Annotated in this window: 10 protein-coding genes and 2 pseudogenes; 7 read left to right on the top strand and 5 right to left on the bottom strand. The window is 62.9% G+C overall.

Going from position 1 to position 14047, the window contains the following annotated elements; all coding sequences use genetic code 11:
- Positions 1-28: 28 nt before the first annotated feature.
- Positions 29-1567 carry a sugar ABC transporter ATP-binding protein gene (locus HGO38_RS12400; RefSeq protein WP_250956195.1) on the bottom strand — a complete coding sequence of 513 codons (1539 nt, stop codon included), beginning with the start codon at positions 1565-1567 and terminating at the stop codon, positions 29-31.
- 77 nt (positions 1568-1644) lie between these two features.
- Positions 1645-2574 carry a sugar ABC transporter substrate-binding protein gene (locus tag HGO38_RS12395; protein ID WP_250956194.1) on the bottom strand — a complete coding sequence of 310 codons (930 nt, stop codon included), beginning with the start codon at positions 2572-2574 and terminating at the stop codon, positions 1645-1647.
- Between the two features lie 445 nt (positions 2575-3019).
- Here HGO38_RS12395 and HGO38_RS12390 point away from each other — a divergent pair, with 445 nt between their 5' ends.
- Positions 3020-4576 carry a VOC family protein gene (locus tag HGO38_RS12390; RefSeq protein WP_250956193.1) on the top strand — a complete coding sequence of 519 codons (1557 nt, stop codon included), beginning with the start codon at positions 3020-3022 and terminating at the stop codon, positions 4574-4576.
- A 65-nt stretch (positions 4577-4641) separates the two neighbouring features.
- On the opposite strand, the gene HGO38_RS12385 is transcribed toward HGO38_RS12390, so the two are convergent.
- Both HGO38_RS12385 and HGO38_RS12380 read right to left on the bottom strand, forming a co-directional pair.
- Positions 4642-5187 (bottom strand): NADPH-dependent FMN reductase, encoded by a 546-nt coding sequence (locus HGO38_RS12385; RefSeq protein ID WP_250956192.1) that lies wholly within the window; start codon positions 5185-5187, stop codon positions 4642-4644.
- Between the two features lie 357 nt (positions 5188-5544).
- Positions 5545-5680: pseudogene (locus HGO38_RS12380) on the bottom strand (IS630 family transposase); the annotation flags it as partial.
- A 288-nt stretch (positions 5681-5968) separates the two neighbouring features.
- Here HGO38_RS12380 and HGO38_RS12375 point away from each other — a divergent pair.
- Positions 5969-7174, top strand: a complete 1206-nt coding sequence (locus HGO38_RS12375) for a RhtX/FptX family siderophore transporter (protein WP_250956293.1) — start codon at positions 5969-5971, stop codon at positions 7172-7174.
- Here the strand turns inward: HGO38_RS12375 and HGO38_RS12370 are convergent.
- Positions 7146-8093, bottom strand: coding sequence for a helix-turn-helix transcriptional regulator (locus tag HGO38_RS12370; RefSeq protein ID WP_250956191.1), 948 nt, complete (start codon positions 8091-8093; stop codon positions 7146-7148). The genes HGO38_RS12375 and HGO38_RS12370 overlap by 29 nt on opposite strands.
- 166 nt (positions 8094-8259) lie before the next feature.
- Here HGO38_RS12370 and rhtA point away from each other — a divergent pair, with 166 nt between their 5' ends.
- The 5 genes and pseudogenes from rhtA to HGO38_RS12345 all read left to right on the top strand — a co-directional run bounded on the left by rhtA (position 8260) and on the right by HGO38_RS12345 (position 13997).
- Positions 8260-10563 carry a TonB-dependent siderophore receptor RhtA gene (gene rhtA / locus HGO38_RS12365; protein ID WP_250956190.1) on the top strand — a complete coding sequence of 768 codons (2304 nt, stop codon included), beginning with the start codon at positions 8260-8262 and terminating at the stop codon, positions 10561-10563.
- 188 nt (positions 10564-10751) lie between these two features.
- A pseudogene (locus HGO38_RS31255) lies at positions 10752-10968 on the top strand (IS3 family transposase); the annotation flags it as partial.
- Positions 10969-11287: 319 nt separating this feature from the next.
- Complete coding sequence (locus HGO38_RS12355) at positions 11288-12421, top strand: aminomethyl transferase family protein (RefSeq protein WP_250956189.1); 1134 nt, start codon at positions 11288-11290, stop codon at positions 12419-12421.
- A gap of 11 nt (positions 12422-12432) precedes the next feature.
- Positions 12433-13038: a dimethylamine monooxygenase subunit DmmA family protein gene (locus HGO38_RS12350; RefSeq protein WP_250956188.1), complete on the top strand. Its 606-nt coding sequence runs from the start codon at positions 12433-12435 to the stop codon at positions 13036-13038.
- Complete coding sequence (locus HGO38_RS12345; protein WP_250956187.1) at positions 13035-13997, top strand: PDR/VanB family oxidoreductase; 963 nt, start codon at positions 13035-13037, stop codon at positions 13995-13997. Before HGO38_RS12350 ends, HGO38_RS12345 begins: the two co-directional genes overlap by 4 nt.
- Positions 13998-14047 lie beyond the last annotated feature (50 nt).

Here is a 14047-nt window from a genome sequence, read left to right as displayed (position 1 = left end):
CCTCCCTGACGGTCTCTGGACGGTGGCGCTAGCGCGCCGCCAGGTCCATGACCTTGATCTGTGTGGCGTCCTTGCGGTCGAGAAATCCGGTGACGCGGCCTTCGTGCATGACCATGATGCGGTCGCTCATGCCGAGAACCTCCGGCATTTCCGACGAGATCATGATCACTGCGACGCCGAGCTTGGTCATTTCGGACACCAGGCGGTGGATCTCGGCCTTGGCCCCGACATCGATGCCGCGCGTCGGCTCGTCGAGGATCAGGATGCGCGGATTGGTGAGCATCCAGCGGCCGATCAGCACCTTCTGCTGGTTGCCGCCCGACAGGTTCTCGATGCGCTCGCTCATGCTCGGCGTCTTGACGCGCAGCTTGCGGCACATGTCCTCGCATTGCGCCGAGAGTTCGCCCTGCTGCACGAAACCCTTGCTGACGAAGCGGTCCTGCAGCACGGCCAGTTGCATGTTTTCCAGCACGTTGAGGATCAGCAGGCAGCCGGTTTCCTTGCGGTCTTCGGTCAGGAACGCCATGCGGTTGCGGATCGCTTCGGTCGGGCTATGGATGTCGACCGGCTTTCCGTCGATCTCGATCGAGCCGGACGAGGCCGGCGTGACGCCGAACAATGTTTCGGCGACATTCGAACGGCCCGAGCCGACCAGACCGGCGACGCCGAGGATTTCGCCGGCGCGCACGTCGAAGGAGACGTCGCGGAAAACCCCGTCGAGCGTCAGGTTCTTGACCGACAGCAGCACGTCGCCGAGCGGCACATCCTCCTTCGGGAACATCTGGGTGATCTCGCGGCCGACCATCATGCGGATGATATCGTCGCGCGTCACGTCGCTCGAGGCATGGGTGCCGATATATTTGCCGTCGCGAAACACCGAGAACTCGTCGGCAATCTCGAACAGCTCGTTCATCTTGTGGGTGATGTAGACGATGCCGATGCCCTGGTCGCGCAGGCCCCGGATGATCTGGAACAGATGCTCGACCTCGCGCTCGGTCAGCGCCGAGGTCGGCTCGTCCATGATCAACACGTCGGATTCGTAGGAGACCGCCTTGGCGATCTCGACCATCTGGCGATTGGCGACCGACAGCTCGCCGACCTTGGTCTGCGGATGGATGGAAATGTTAAGCCGGTTGAAGAGATCCGCCGTCTTGCGGTTCATCTCCTTGTGGTCGATGAAGCCGAGGCGGGTCAGCGGTTCGCGGCGGATCCAGATGTTTTCCGCCACCGTCATCGGCGCCATCAGGTTGAGCTCCTGATGGATCATGGCAATGCCGTTCTCCAGCGCGTCAAGCGGCGATTGCAGCCTGATGTCGACGCCCTTCAACCGCACTGTGCCCTTGTCGGGATGGTAGATGCCGGCGAGGATTTTCATCAGCGTCGATTTACCGGCGCCGTTTTCGCCCATCAGCGCATGCACGCTGCCGCGTTTCAGCCGGAAGGTCACGTCATCGAGCGCCACCACGCCCGGGAATTCCTTGCGCACGCCCTCGGCCGTCAGCAGATATTCCGAATTGGGGATCGCACCGCTTTTGCGCACAGCGGCCATCGTTGTCGGGCTGACCATGTCAAAACCTCCGGATATTACAAGCAGGGTCCGAACGCAGGCTGCGACCCGCGTTCGGTATCTTCATCAGGAGGAGATCAGTTCTTGGCCTGGTAGTCCTTGAGGTTTTCCGGGGTGACGAGTTCGAAGGGAATGTAGACCTTCTTCTCGACGCTCTCGCCCTTGGCAAGCTTCAGGGCCGCATCGACCGAGCCCTTGCCCTGGCCGGCGGCATTCTGGAAGACGGTCACGTCGATATCGCCGGCCTCCATGGCGGCCAGCGCGTCCTGGGTGGCGTCGACACCGGCGACGACATAATCCTTCATGTCCTTGCCGGCGGCCTTGAGCGCCTGGGCGGCGCCGATCGCCATTTCATCATTGTTGGCGATGACGGCGTTGAACTCCAGCCCGCTCGACAGCCAGTTGGTCACCAGGTCGGCGCCCTGGGTGCGCTGCCAGTTGGCAGTCTGCTCCTCGACTATCTCGATGCCCTTGCATGCATCGGTGGCGACCACGTCATGCACGGCCTTGGTGCGCATGCGAGCGCCCTGGTTGGACAATTCGCCCATCATGATGACGGCCTTGCCCTTGCCGCCGAGCAGACGGCAGACTTCCTTGGCTTCCAGCGTGCCGGCGACGACCTCTTCAGAGGCGACGAAGGACTGCTTTTCCGGCAGTTCGTTGACGTTGACCGGTTCGCGGTTGACATAGACCAGCGGAATGCCGGCATCGGCGGCGATCTTCGACATGGCGATGGTCGCGTCGGTATCGACCGGGTTGACGATGATCGCATCGACGCCGGCGGCGATGAAGTTCTGGATCTGGCTTTGCTGCTTGGAAACGTCGTTCTGGGCGTCTTCGACCTGCAGGGTGACGCCATCGAGCGTCTTGGCATAGTCCTGCATGCCGCCGCGCAGCACGGTCAGGAAGTTGTCGTCGAACAGCGCCATTGATACGCCGATCGTCTCGGCATGGGCAGCCGTGCTCAGCAGAACGGACAGGCTGGCGCCCAACAGGAATTTCTTCATGGTCTTTCCTCCTCACATGGTGTCCGGCCCACCGGGGTTTGCCGGAAACCGACCTCTCCCGGGTCGGTCGAGCATTTGCTGGTCCGCGCTCCCGACGCGGTTGGCAAAACGGAATAAACAGACCGCCTGCTAAGAAATGCAGATAATTTATTCCATTTTTCCGCAGGGCCGTCAACGGGTTCAATGGGCCAATAGGCGCAAATTCGCGTAATCCGTTTGCTTTGCTGGATTCTTCCTGCCAATCGGGCAAAACAGCATGTGGAATTTTCATTCCATATTGACGCCTGTCAGGCATCGATTCGGCTTTTCGCAGGGCCGACAGCGCGGCTTGGAAGCGAAGTGTTGACACTGTGTTCCTTTGCCGAGACTGGCGCTTTGCCTCGATCGGGGCCAATTAGGGAGCAGCCGCCAAGCTGCGGCAAAGCTAACCCGTGGAGTGCCTGCCATGACCAGTGGAATTCATCATGTGACCCTCATCACCCGGCGGGTGCAGGACAATGTCGATTTCTACGCGGGCTTTCTCGGGCTGAGACTGGCCAAGCGCACGGCCGGGTTCGAGGACGCCACGCAGCTGCATCTGTTCTACGGTGATAGCATCGCTTCGCCCGGCTCGCTGGTGACGTTCCTGGTCTGGGAAGACGGATCGCCCGGCCGCGTCGGGCACGGCGCACCCAGCGAAATCGCCCTGGCCATCGCGCCTGAAGCCATCGGCTTCTGGCTGACGAGGGCGCTGCAATTCGGCATCAAGCTCAGCGGCCCGGCGGCCGAATTTGGCGAACCGGTGCTGCGGCTGACCGATCCGGACGGTGTGATCGTCAAGCTGGTCGGCGTGCCGGATACCGGTCATGCCAATCCCTGGACAGGCGCCGGCGTGCCGGAAGAGTTCGCCATCCGCGGGCTTCGGGGCGCGACGATCCTGTCCGAAAAACCGGTGGAGACCGTCGCCTTCCTGGAAAGCCATATGGGCTTTGCGCCCGGCTCCGAGAGCGGCGGCATGCGCCGCCTGACGTCCGAGGCCGGCGAGATTATCGACGTGCGCAATGCCTCCGGCTTTTGGACGGCCGCACCCGGCACCGGCACGATCGACCATATCGCCTTTCGCGCCACCGACCGGGCCGAGGTCGAGCGGGTGCGCGACGGGCTTCCGGCGGCTGAGCGCCTGCTGGCCAATGTCCATGACCGCACCTATTTCTACTCGCTCTATGTCCGCGAGCCGGGCGGCACGCTGCTGGAGCTTGCCACCGACGGTCCGGGCTTTGCCATCGACGAGCCGATCGATAGCCTCGGCACCAAACTGTTCATTCCGCCGCATATCCGCGGCGAGGACACCGATATCAAAACCATGCTGCCGCAGTTTGCGCTGCCAGGAGAGATGAGAATGCCCCACAGAGATCTGCCTTTCGTCCACCGCATCCACCAGCCGGAAAACCCGGATGGCACGACGCTCATCCTGCTGCACGGCACCGGCGGCAATGAAGCAAGCCTGATGCCCTATGCCAGCCGCATGGCGCCGAATGCCACGCTGATCGGGGTGCGCGGCCGCTCCAGCGAGGAGGGCGTCGCCCGTTTCTTCCGGCGCTTGAGCATGGTGACCTTCGATCAGAAGGACATCGCCTCGGAAGCCGATGCCTTTGCCGCCTTCATCGACGGTGCACGCGAAGCCTATGACATCGATCCGGCCCGCACGGCCTTTCTCGGCTATTCGAACGGCGCCAACATGCTGGGGGCCATGATGCTTCTGCATCCAGGCCTGGTGAACAACGCCATCCTGCTGCGGGCCATGAATGTGCTGGAACAGCCGCCCGCCGTTGATCTCACCGGAACCCGGGCGCTGATGATCAGCGGTGCGCACGATCCCTACGGCGTCCATGCTCCGGAACTGCAGACGCAGCTGGAAAAGGCCCATGCAACGCTGACATCCCATGTGATTTCGGCCGGCCACGAGATCGGCATGCCGGATGTGCAGATGGCCGCGGATTGGCTTGCGACCTTGAAGCTCTGAACTGCCGCAAGGCCTGAACGACAAAAGCGCCGCCCGTCATCGTGCCGGGCGGCGCTTTTTTTGTCTTAAGGGCTGACGAATTCCGCAAAGCCGGCGACGAAGGCATCGAGCCGCTTGGCGGTCGCCTCATCGACCAGCCGGCCTTCGGCATCGAAGACTTCGCCGGCCCGCGGGATCATCAGCCGTTTGCCCGACCATGTGCGGGCGCCGAGCGTGTGAAGCACCGGTAGCCAGGCATTCTGGCTGAGCTGGGTGCCGAAATTGCCGGGCGAGGTGCCGGCAATGGCAAAGGGCCGGTTGCCGAAGACCTTCGATATGTCGGACGACGGCCGCGACAGCCAGTCGATGGCATTCTTGAACACGCCGGGAATGGAATTGTTGTATTCCGGCGTGAACAGGATCACGCCATCGGCCGCCTCGATCTGGTCCTTCAGCGCCTGCACGGCCGCCGGAATGCCCTCGGCGGCTTCCAGGTCGCCGTCATAAAGCGGAATCCCCTGGATGGTGCCGGCCGACAGGGTGCCATTGCTCCGGGCAATGGCGGCGTTCAGCAAGGCCGTATTATAGGACCCCTTGCGCAGGCTCCCCGAAATGCCGAGCAGTTTCACCATGATGTTTTCCTCTTTGACGTGATCGGTGACTGAGCCTAGCAAGTCTTCACTGCCGTGCCAGCCCAAAGACGCAAAAAAGCCGGGAGGTTGGCTCCCGGCAGATTGCTGAAGACGTGCGCCTATCTCTCCTTCGTCATGGTCGGGCAGGTTTTGACCGAGACCGACATTTTCTGACCGTAGAGATATGAAGGCAGCCCCCGCAACCCGTTCCTGCATAATACAAGTACTGCTCCCATCTGACGGGGGTGTGTTTCTGGCGTCCGGTCAAAAACCGGCCGCTCGCTGTCTCGGGGCCGTCGGACTTCGCACGCTGCGGCGTGTCGCAGCTTCTAGAGCGCGTCCGCTTGACTCGGGGTCCTATCCGCAGGATTTGAAATCGTTAGCGCACTCCTGCAGCTCGAGCAAGTGTAACGATCTGGCCGACCGTGTTCCATAAGCCTTCGACTGTCCGCTCGGCTTTGGCGCGCAAGACAGCCTTGAGCTTGGCAAAGGCCACAGCTTCCTGCGCCGATGAAGAATCCCAAGGGGGACGGTGATCTCGAGCGGAATCTGATCCCTGCAACACGGCTGGGCCGGCCATAATTTTCGCACAGCGGTTCGCCCTAGTCCGGAACCGGTTCGCCTGCGTCCAAGCGTGATCCTCCGTCGCCGCGTAAAGAAGAGTAAGTAACTCCGCTTTGCCGCAAGGCCCAGACCGCCGGAAGCCGCCATGTCATTCTCCGCCTCCCCGCCGTCAAACCCGTCCGCAGCGATCGCAGCGACGCAGGATCCGCGCCGTGGCATGATGCGGCTGTACGCAGTGCTGGCCGGCCTTTATCTCGCCCAGGGCGTTCCCACCTATCTGCTGCTCGTCGCCCTGCCGCCGCTGATGCGCGAAGCCGGCGCCTCGCGCACGGCCATCGGCCTGTTTTCGCTGCTGATGCTGCCGCTGGTCCTGAAATTCGCCGTGGCCCCCTTTGTCGACCGTCATCGGCTTCTGCCGAGACTCGGTCATCGTCGCGGCTGGATCGCCCCGACCCAGGCGCTGGTCGCTCTCGCCATCGCCGGCATGGCCTTCTTCGATCCGTCCGACGCGCTGCCGTTGTTCGGCCTCGGCCTACTCATCACGCTGCTCTCGTCGCTGCAGGACATCGCCACTGACGGTTATGCGGTTCGTCACCTGAAAGGCGAGGCGCGGGCGATCGGCAATGCCGTTCAGGCGGGTGCGGTGGCGCTGGGGGTCATCATCGGCGGCACGCTGGTGCTGGTCCTGGTCCACCGGATCGGCTGGGTGCCGACCATCCTGCTCGTCGCGTTCCTGTCGCTCCTGCCGCTCGTCGCCACGCTGTTCATGCAGGAGGAAGCGGAGCGGCCGAAGACCGGTGCCCGTCCGCCGAGCCCCAGTCTCGGCGCCTTCTTCCGCCGCCCGCAGGCCTGGCTGATTCTTGGCTTTGCGCTCAGCTACCGGGCGAGCGAAGGCCTGGTGCGCGGCATGGAGGGCGCCTATCTCGTCGACATCGAGGTTCCGACCGCCTGGATCGGCTATCTCTCCGGCACGGCGGCGGCGACTGCCGGTCTGGCCGGTGCGCTGCTGGCCGCCGTCGTCATTCGCCGCCTTGGGCTTGGCCCCACGCTACTGCTGCTGGGTGGCCTGCGCAGCCTGTGTTTCCTCGCCTTCTCGCTCAATGCCTTCGGCTTTGCCCCCGGCATTGCGGTGGCGCTGGCCGCCTCCGGCTTCCAGACGCTGATCCGCTATATGGAACTGGTGGCGATCTATTCCTTCTTCATGAAATCCGCCTCGGACGATCAGCCCGGCACCGATTTCACCCTGCTCGCCTGTGCCGAACTGGTGATCTACATCATCGGCACCTCGCTCGCCGGCATCATCGCCGACCAGGTCGGCTATGCCTGGCTTTTCTCGCTGGCGACGGTGATCTCGGTCCTCGGCATCGCGCTGTCGCTCTCGATGTTGCGCCGCCTCAGGCCGAGGGACGAACCTGCCGCTTGAGATCCGACGGCCGGATCTGGTAGCGGGCGCGGAACGAGCGGTTGAAGTAGGACAGGTCGTTGAAGCCGCACTGATAGGCGACTTCGGCAATAGACATGCGCGCCCCGGCGGCCATCATCGCTGCCTTGGCCCGTTCCAGCCGGCGCTCCAGCAAGTGGCGGGAAAAGGTCGTGCCCTCGCGGGAGAACATTTTCTGGATCGCCCTCGGAGTGATCCGCTCGGCACTCGCCACGTCCTTGATCGAAAAGCCGCCATCGCCGAGCCGCGCGTCGACCAGCGCCCGGATACGGGCCATCCGGCTATCCGGTGCACTCTGCTGCGCGGCCCCGCCCACCGCTTGCGAAAGCAGCGGCAGGAAATCGTAGAAATGGCTGACCATCATCGCCACATCCTCGGCCGTCTGCTGGTCGCGTTGCAAGAGATAGCCGGCATAGCTGGTCAACATGTGCAGTGGCAGGCAGGCGGCCGGCACCGCCTTCAGCATCAGCGCCTCAATGGTCCCTCGGTGGCGTTCGACGGCGTGCTCGGGCAGGTGCGCGCAGTCCAGGCGGCCGCCCTCGGGCAGGGTGATGCGCAAGCCGCTCTGCGCCGGAACGAAGACCACGTCGCCGCTGATCGCCGCGATCCGGGCGGACCTATGTTCCACCTCCATCGACTGGCCGACCGACCGCAGCAGCACGACGCCCCGGTCGCCGCTACCCTCGCAGGTGAGGCTAAGCACACTCTTCGGGAAATAGACGGTCGCCAGCGACAGGGACGGGTCGTGCCAGTAAAGCCCGGTGAGCCCGCTCATGTCGCCGGCCCCCAGCGTGACGCTGAGGCCGCCCATCATGTCGATCAGGATGCTGCCGCACAGCACGCGTGCCTCGGCGTCCGAAAGGGCTGCGGAGCCGAATTTCAAGGGGCGGATCAAGCTCATGTCGATGGTCAACTTTCCTCGGGGACATTCGCGCTCGTCCAAGTCGCGTTCGTCTCCATCCAAGCGGGCTGCACGGTTATATCCTAAACATGAGCGTATTAGTAATGTTTACTCGCGCGCCACTCAAGCCTTGGGCGTCGTGAAAACGCAGTCGATGAGGGGCACTATGGAATTGATTGGGGAACAGAGGCATGGACGCAGCGGGACCTGCGCCAGGGCGCGCTCGACCACGGCGCTGACGGCGCTCGCCGTCGTGGCGTTTCTGGGGACGGCGGGTACTGGCCGCGCCCAGGACGCAGCCGGTGAAGAAGCCGTGACGACCGCCGAGGCATCCGGTGAAACCGTTCTCGGCGACATCGTCGTCACCGGCAGCCGCGCGCCCCAGAAGATCTCCGAGATCGCCCGCACCATCAAGGTCGTCGACGAGGCGGAAATCCGGGATGCCGCCCTCCAGGGCAAGAGCCTGCAGCAGATTCTCGCCGAGACCGTGCCGAGCTTCGATGCCGCGAGTGACGGTGCGCGCACCAGCTACGGCCAGAATCTTCGCGGTCGCACGGCGCTCGTCCTGATCGACGGCGTCTCGCTCAATTCGGCCCGTGGCCTCAGCCGCCAGTTTGACTCCATCGATCCCTTCAATATCGCCCGGGTCGAGGTTCTCTCCGGTGCCACCGCCCTTTACGGCGGCAATGCCACGGGCGGCATCATCAACATCATCACCAAGAAGGGCAGCGATGCGGCCGAAGGCCTGCATGCCGAAACCCAGGTCGGCGTCGCAAGCGGCTTCCAGGGCGATGAGGATTTCGACCGCAACGCCGCCGGCGCAGTCACCTACAACAGCGAAAACTGGGACGCCCGGCTCTCGGTCGCCGGCAATCGCACCGGCGCCTATTACGACGGCTCCGGCGAAATGGTCACGCCGGATATCACCCAGACCTCGACCGCCTTCAATGAGCGCATCGACGTCATGGGCTCGGTCGGCGTGCAGATCGACGATGACCGCCGGCTCGAGGCGACCATGCAGTATTTCGACAGCGCCCAGGACAGCGATTACGGCCTGTATTACGGCGCCAATCTGGCCGGTTTTTCCGATCCGAGCCTGTTCGAGGCTCGCTCCGGCTATGAGTCGGACGTCGAGCCGCAAACGCGCCGCAAGATGCTCGCCCTGAACTATACCGACGCCGATTTCCTCGGCCAGCAATTGCTGCTGCAGGGGGCCGTGCGCACCGAAGAAATCGTCTTCAATCCCTTCCCCTCGACCGGCACCGCAGCCGGCACCTATTTCGGCGCCAGCCAGCAGTCCACGGACTATTACAGCTTCAAGGCCGCCCTGGTGTCGGAGCTGACCGACACGGTGAAGCTGACCTATGGCGTGGATGCCGACCGTGACAGTTTCTCGGCCGACCAGACGATCTTCGACCTGGCCACGGCGGCTTCGTCCGGTGGCATGGATTTCGACGCGATCGGCGTGACCGGTCTCTATCCCGACATCGACGTCAGCACGGTTGCCGGTTTCGCCGAAGCCGCCTGGGAGGCCACCGACCGGCTGACCGTCAGCGGCGGCCTGCGCTACCAGTATGCCAAGACCGAGATCAGCGATTTTGTCGGTGCCGCGCAGCAGGTGGCGATCCTCAACGGCACGGCCACCTCGGCCGATGCCATCCCCGGCGGCGAGGTCGATTACGACGCCTTGCTGTTCAATGCCGGTGCGACCTATGACATCACCCCTGACCAGCAGGTCTATGCGAATTTCTCGCAGGGCTTCGAACTGCCCGACCCGGCCAAGTATTACGGTGTCGGCACCTACACCCTATCAAATGGCCACTATACCTTGACCGACAGCGTCAATGTCGACAGTTCGGCGCTCGAAGCGATCAAGACCGACAGCTTCGAAGTCGGCTTCCGCCATGACGACGGCACGTTCAACCTCCAGACCGCGGCCTATTACTCGACCTCCGACCGCTCGATCAGCCTCAATCGCTCGACCCTGACGATCGAGATGAACGACGAGAAGCGCCGCGTCTACGGCATCGAGGCCGAGGCGGGTTACAAGTTCGACAACGGCTTCGACGTCGGCCTGCTCGGCCACTGGGTGAAGTCGGAGAAGAAGGGGGCCGACGGCTGGTACCAGGAATCGGTCGGCACGGCGAGCACGTCGAAGGCCGGCGGTCACATCGGCTGGGGCAACGGAGCCTTTTCCGTCCGCCTGACCGGCGAACATGTCTTCAGCCTCAAGGATGACGATGGCTACGAGATCGAGGGATACAACCTCTTCAATCTCGGCGGTCGCTACACCTTCGCCGAACAGGCAACCACGATCAATTTCGGCATCCAGAACCTGTTCGACACGGATTACACCACCGTCTGGGGCTCGCGCGCCAAGGCGCTTTATGGCTATCTCGTCGACGAGTCCGTCTTCGACTATCACGGCCGCGGCCGCACCTTCGCGATCTCCATCACCAAGGTGTTCTGAGATGATAACGGACGGCGCCGGAAGGATCCGGCGCCGTCTGACGCCGCCGTAGGCCGAGGCGTGGCGCGGATGATCGGTGATCTCAACTTTTTTACGACGTCGATCGACCGGCAAACGTGCCGAAAAGGCCTCACGTCCGGCGATGCGCGATCTGGCGAACCTCGGCTTTGATTCTGCTCGATGCGCTGTTTGATGATGCTCTCGCGGAAACGGAAAACGGTCTCCACAAGGCCGAGGTCATCCATCCGAGAGGACCGTGGCGCAACTTTCAAGCTGTAAGTTCGCCGCACCCGAATGGGCCGCCCGGTTCAACCACGGCGTCTTCCAGAACCCACCGGAAATATTCCGCCTGCAGAGGTCGAAGAGCGATACGACGCCATGCTGGACGCGCCGGCCATGGCCGCACAACTTCAACGAAATGGCCTCCGGCAAAACCGGGCGGTTCAGTTCCTCATCTTCATCGAGCATTTTGGCCACGAATTCAGCGTATGGAGAGTTGCGTCTCTATATCCCATTCGGTGATCTCTTTCGCCGTCAGGCAGCCTGCAGAGAAACAGGGTTGTCAATCTGCCGGAGGCTTTTCCGCTCCCCGGGAAGCAAGTCGTGCAGGCGGGCCGTCCAGATATTTTTTGCAGGACAGGCAGAGCATCGCTTGTGTCCGCTCAACAAACCCATATAGTCGAGGAAATAATTATTCCATACAGGAAATAAGAGGGAAACGGATATGGCTCTTTCATGGCGGTTTTCTGCGTTGGCGGACAGGCATCGGGCACTCGGCTCGAAACTGGAGGACTGGAGCGGCATGGGCACCGCCTGGACCTATGACAAGGATATCTATGACGAGCATATCGCCGTGCGCACCAAGGCCGGCATCATGGATGTCTCGGGCCTGAAGAAGGTCCATCTCGTCGGTCCGCATGCCATTGCCGTGCTGGAATACATCACCACCCGCGACATGACCAAGGTCTATCCCGGCAAGTCGGTCTATGCCTGCATGCTCAACGATCGCGGCCATTTCACCGACGACTGCATCGTCTACCGCACCGGGCCGAATGCCTGGATGCTGGTGCATGGGTCCGGCACAGGCTCGGAAGAAATCGCCAAGCAGGCCGTCGGCCGCAACTGCGCCGTCCTGTTCGATGACGACCTGCACGACCTGTCGCTGCAGGGTCCGCTGGCCGTCGATTATCTCGACAAATACGTGCCCGGCATCCGCGATCTCAAATATTTCCATCATATACAGACGACGCTGTTTGGCGCGCCCGTGATGATCTCGCGCACCGGCTATACCGGCGAGCGCGGCTACGAGATCTTCGTGCGCGGCCAGGATGCCGGCATGGTCTGGGACCGGATCGTCGAGGAAGGCAAGGAGATCGGCATCATCCCGGTCTGCTTCAGCGTTCTCGACATGCTTCGGGTCGAAAGCTACCTGCTGTTCTATCCCTATGACAATTCGCAGATGTATCCCTTTGCCGATGAACAGCCTGGCGACAGCCTGTGGGAACTCGGCCTCGACTTCACCGTCAGCCCCGGCAAGACGGGTTTTCGCGGCGCTGAGGAACATGCCCGCCTCAAGGGCAAGGAGCGCTTCAAGATCTTTGGCTTGCTGATCGAGGCCGACGGCCCGACCGATCTCGGCGACGAGGTCTGGGCCGACGGGAAGAAGGTCGGGGTTATCACCTGCCCCAGCTATTCCAAGCTTACCAACCGCTCCATGGCAATCGCCCGTCTCGATGTCGATTACGCCCAGCAGGGCCTGCCTGTCGAAGTACGCGGCGCCAATGTCAAGGCCGCGGCCATGACCCATACCATCTCCTTCGACGATCCGAAGAAGACCAAGCGGACGGCGGTGGGCTAGGGGGCGCCGTCATGCTGGTTGCAGGTATCAAGAGCCGCCCTACCTATCCCGGGATCGCCATTGATCCCCATGCCAGGCGGCATGTCTTCGCGCTGGAAGGGGAGGGCGCCCTGGCGCTGATCGAACAGGGCGAGGCACTCACCGCCACGATCCTCGCCCGCAGCGAGGTGCTCTATACGGCTGGCGGATCCCAGGGGCAGGATCACCACGTTGGCCTCGCTGCGCTGAAGCCCGATATGATCTGGCTGGGCCCGACGATCGCCACGCTGTTGTTTCGCCTCAAGGGCTCGCTGGCCAATGCGACCATGGGCACACGGCTGTATATTGCCGGCACCGAGGGCTTCATCGGGCAGGCGATGCAGATCGCGCTTGATCTCGGCATGGATTTCCATTCGATCCCGACCGAACACCGCGGTTCGCGGGCCCGACGCGTGCAATGCGTGCATTGCAAGGGGATAACGGAAAACGTCACGGCCAGCCCGTTCAAATGCAGCCACTGCCATTTGCCGCTTTTGGTGCGCGACCATTACTCCCGCCGGCTGGCCGCCTTCCAGGGTGTCAATATCGACGCCGAGGACCCCGGCACGGCGCCCGAGCCTGAGGAGCTTTTTTCGTGAGTATCAATACGGAAATTCCGGTCCGCGTCGTCGCTGCCACCGACGTGGCCGAAAAGATCAGGCGCATCCGGCTGGAGCGGCGCGATGGAGCCCCCCTGCCGGTCTTTTCCGCCGGCGCCCATGTCGTGGTGTCGATGCAGGATGGCGGCTTGCTCAGGCGCAATCCCTATTCGCTGATGTCGGCGCCCCATGACACATCCGGCTACGAGATCAGCGTGCTGGCGGTCGAGAACTCCCGCGGCGGCTCGGCCTTCATGCATCGGGTCCGCGAAGGCGATGAACTCATTGTCAGCCAGCCGGTAAACCTGTTTCCGGCGGATCATCGCGGCCGCAAGCATCTGCTTGTCGCCGGCGGCATCGGCATTACGCCCTTCCTGGCCATGGCGGCCCAATTCGAGCGGGACAATACTCCATTCGAACTGCACTACGCCATGCGCTCGCGCCAGGCGGGTGCCTATTGGCAGGACCTGCTCACGCGCTACGGCGGGCACCGGGTCAAGGTCTATTTCGACGCCGAGGGCGACCAGATCCCGCTGCCGCAACTGCTGGACAACCAGCCGCTTGGCACGCATCTCTATGTCTGCGGCCCCGCCGGCATGATTGATGCCGTGCTGTTGAGCGGGTCGCAGGCCGGATGGCCGCGCGAAAACCTGCATTCCGAACGCTTTCTGGCCCCGCCGACCGGCCAGCCGTTCAAGATCTTCCTCGAAAAATCGCAGATCTCGATCACCGTCGGCGAGCATCAGAGCGTGCTGGAGGCGATCGAAGCCGCCGGGATCGATGCGCCCTACATGTGCCGCGGCGGCGCCTGCGGCCAGTGCGAGACCGGCGTATCGCATTGCGACGGTGAGTTGCAGCACAATGACATCTATCTTTCCGACGAAGAGAAGCGGGCGGGCAACAAGGTCATGATCTGCGTCTCTCGCTTCAAAGGACAGCAACTCGTTCTTCAACTGTAGTGCCACATCGCGGAGCGCTTACGCAGCGCTTGAGTTTCAAGGAGCCGGAC

It is taken from the genome of Rhizobium sp. CG5 (assembly GCF_023701945.1).
Taxonomy (GTDB): domain Bacteria; phylum Pseudomonadota; class Alphaproteobacteria; order Rhizobiales; family Rhizobiaceae; genus Allorhizobium.
The sequence above is the reverse complement of the archived record's forward strand: the minus strand, read 5'-3'. Positions and strand labels throughout refer to the sequence as shown.

Bases quoted from the DNA above. Each gene is read 5' to 3' on its own strand.
- HGO38_RS12350 (WP_250956188.1), top strand. From the start codon at position 12,433: ATGCTGGTTGCAGGTATCAAGAGCCGCCCTACCTATCCCGGGATCGCC.
- HGO38_RS12370 (WP_250956191.1), bottom strand. From the start codon at position 8,093: ATGAGCTTGATCCGCCCCTTGAAATTCGGCTCCGCAGCCCTTTCGGAC.
- HGO38_RS12355 (WP_250956189.1), top strand. From the start codon at position 11,288: ATGGCTCTTTCATGGCGGTTTTCTGCGTTGGCGGACAGGCATCGGGCA.
- HGO38_RS12400 (WP_250956195.1), bottom strand. From the start codon at position 1,567: ATGGTCAGCCCGACAACGATGGCCGCTGTGCGCAAAAGCGGTGCGATC.
- HGO38_RS12390 (WP_250956193.1), top strand. From the start codon at position 3,020: ATGACCAGTGGAATTCATCATGTGACCCTCATCACCCGGCGGGTGCAG.
- rhtA (WP_250956190.1), top strand. From the start codon at position 8,260: ATGGAATTGATTGGGGAACAGAGGCATGGACGCAGCGGGACCTGCGCC.
- HGO38_RS12375 (WP_250956293.1), top strand. From the start codon at position 5,969: ATGATGCGGCTGTACGCAGTGCTGGCCGGCCTTTATCTCGCCCAGGGC.
- HGO38_RS12385 (WP_250956192.1), bottom strand. From the start codon at position 5,187: ATGGTGAAACTGCTCGGCATTTCGGGGAGCCTGCGCAAGGGGTCCTAT.
- HGO38_RS12395 (WP_250956194.1), bottom strand. From the start codon at position 2,574: ATGAAGAAATTCCTGTTGGGCGCCAGCCTGTCCGTTCTGCTGAGCACG.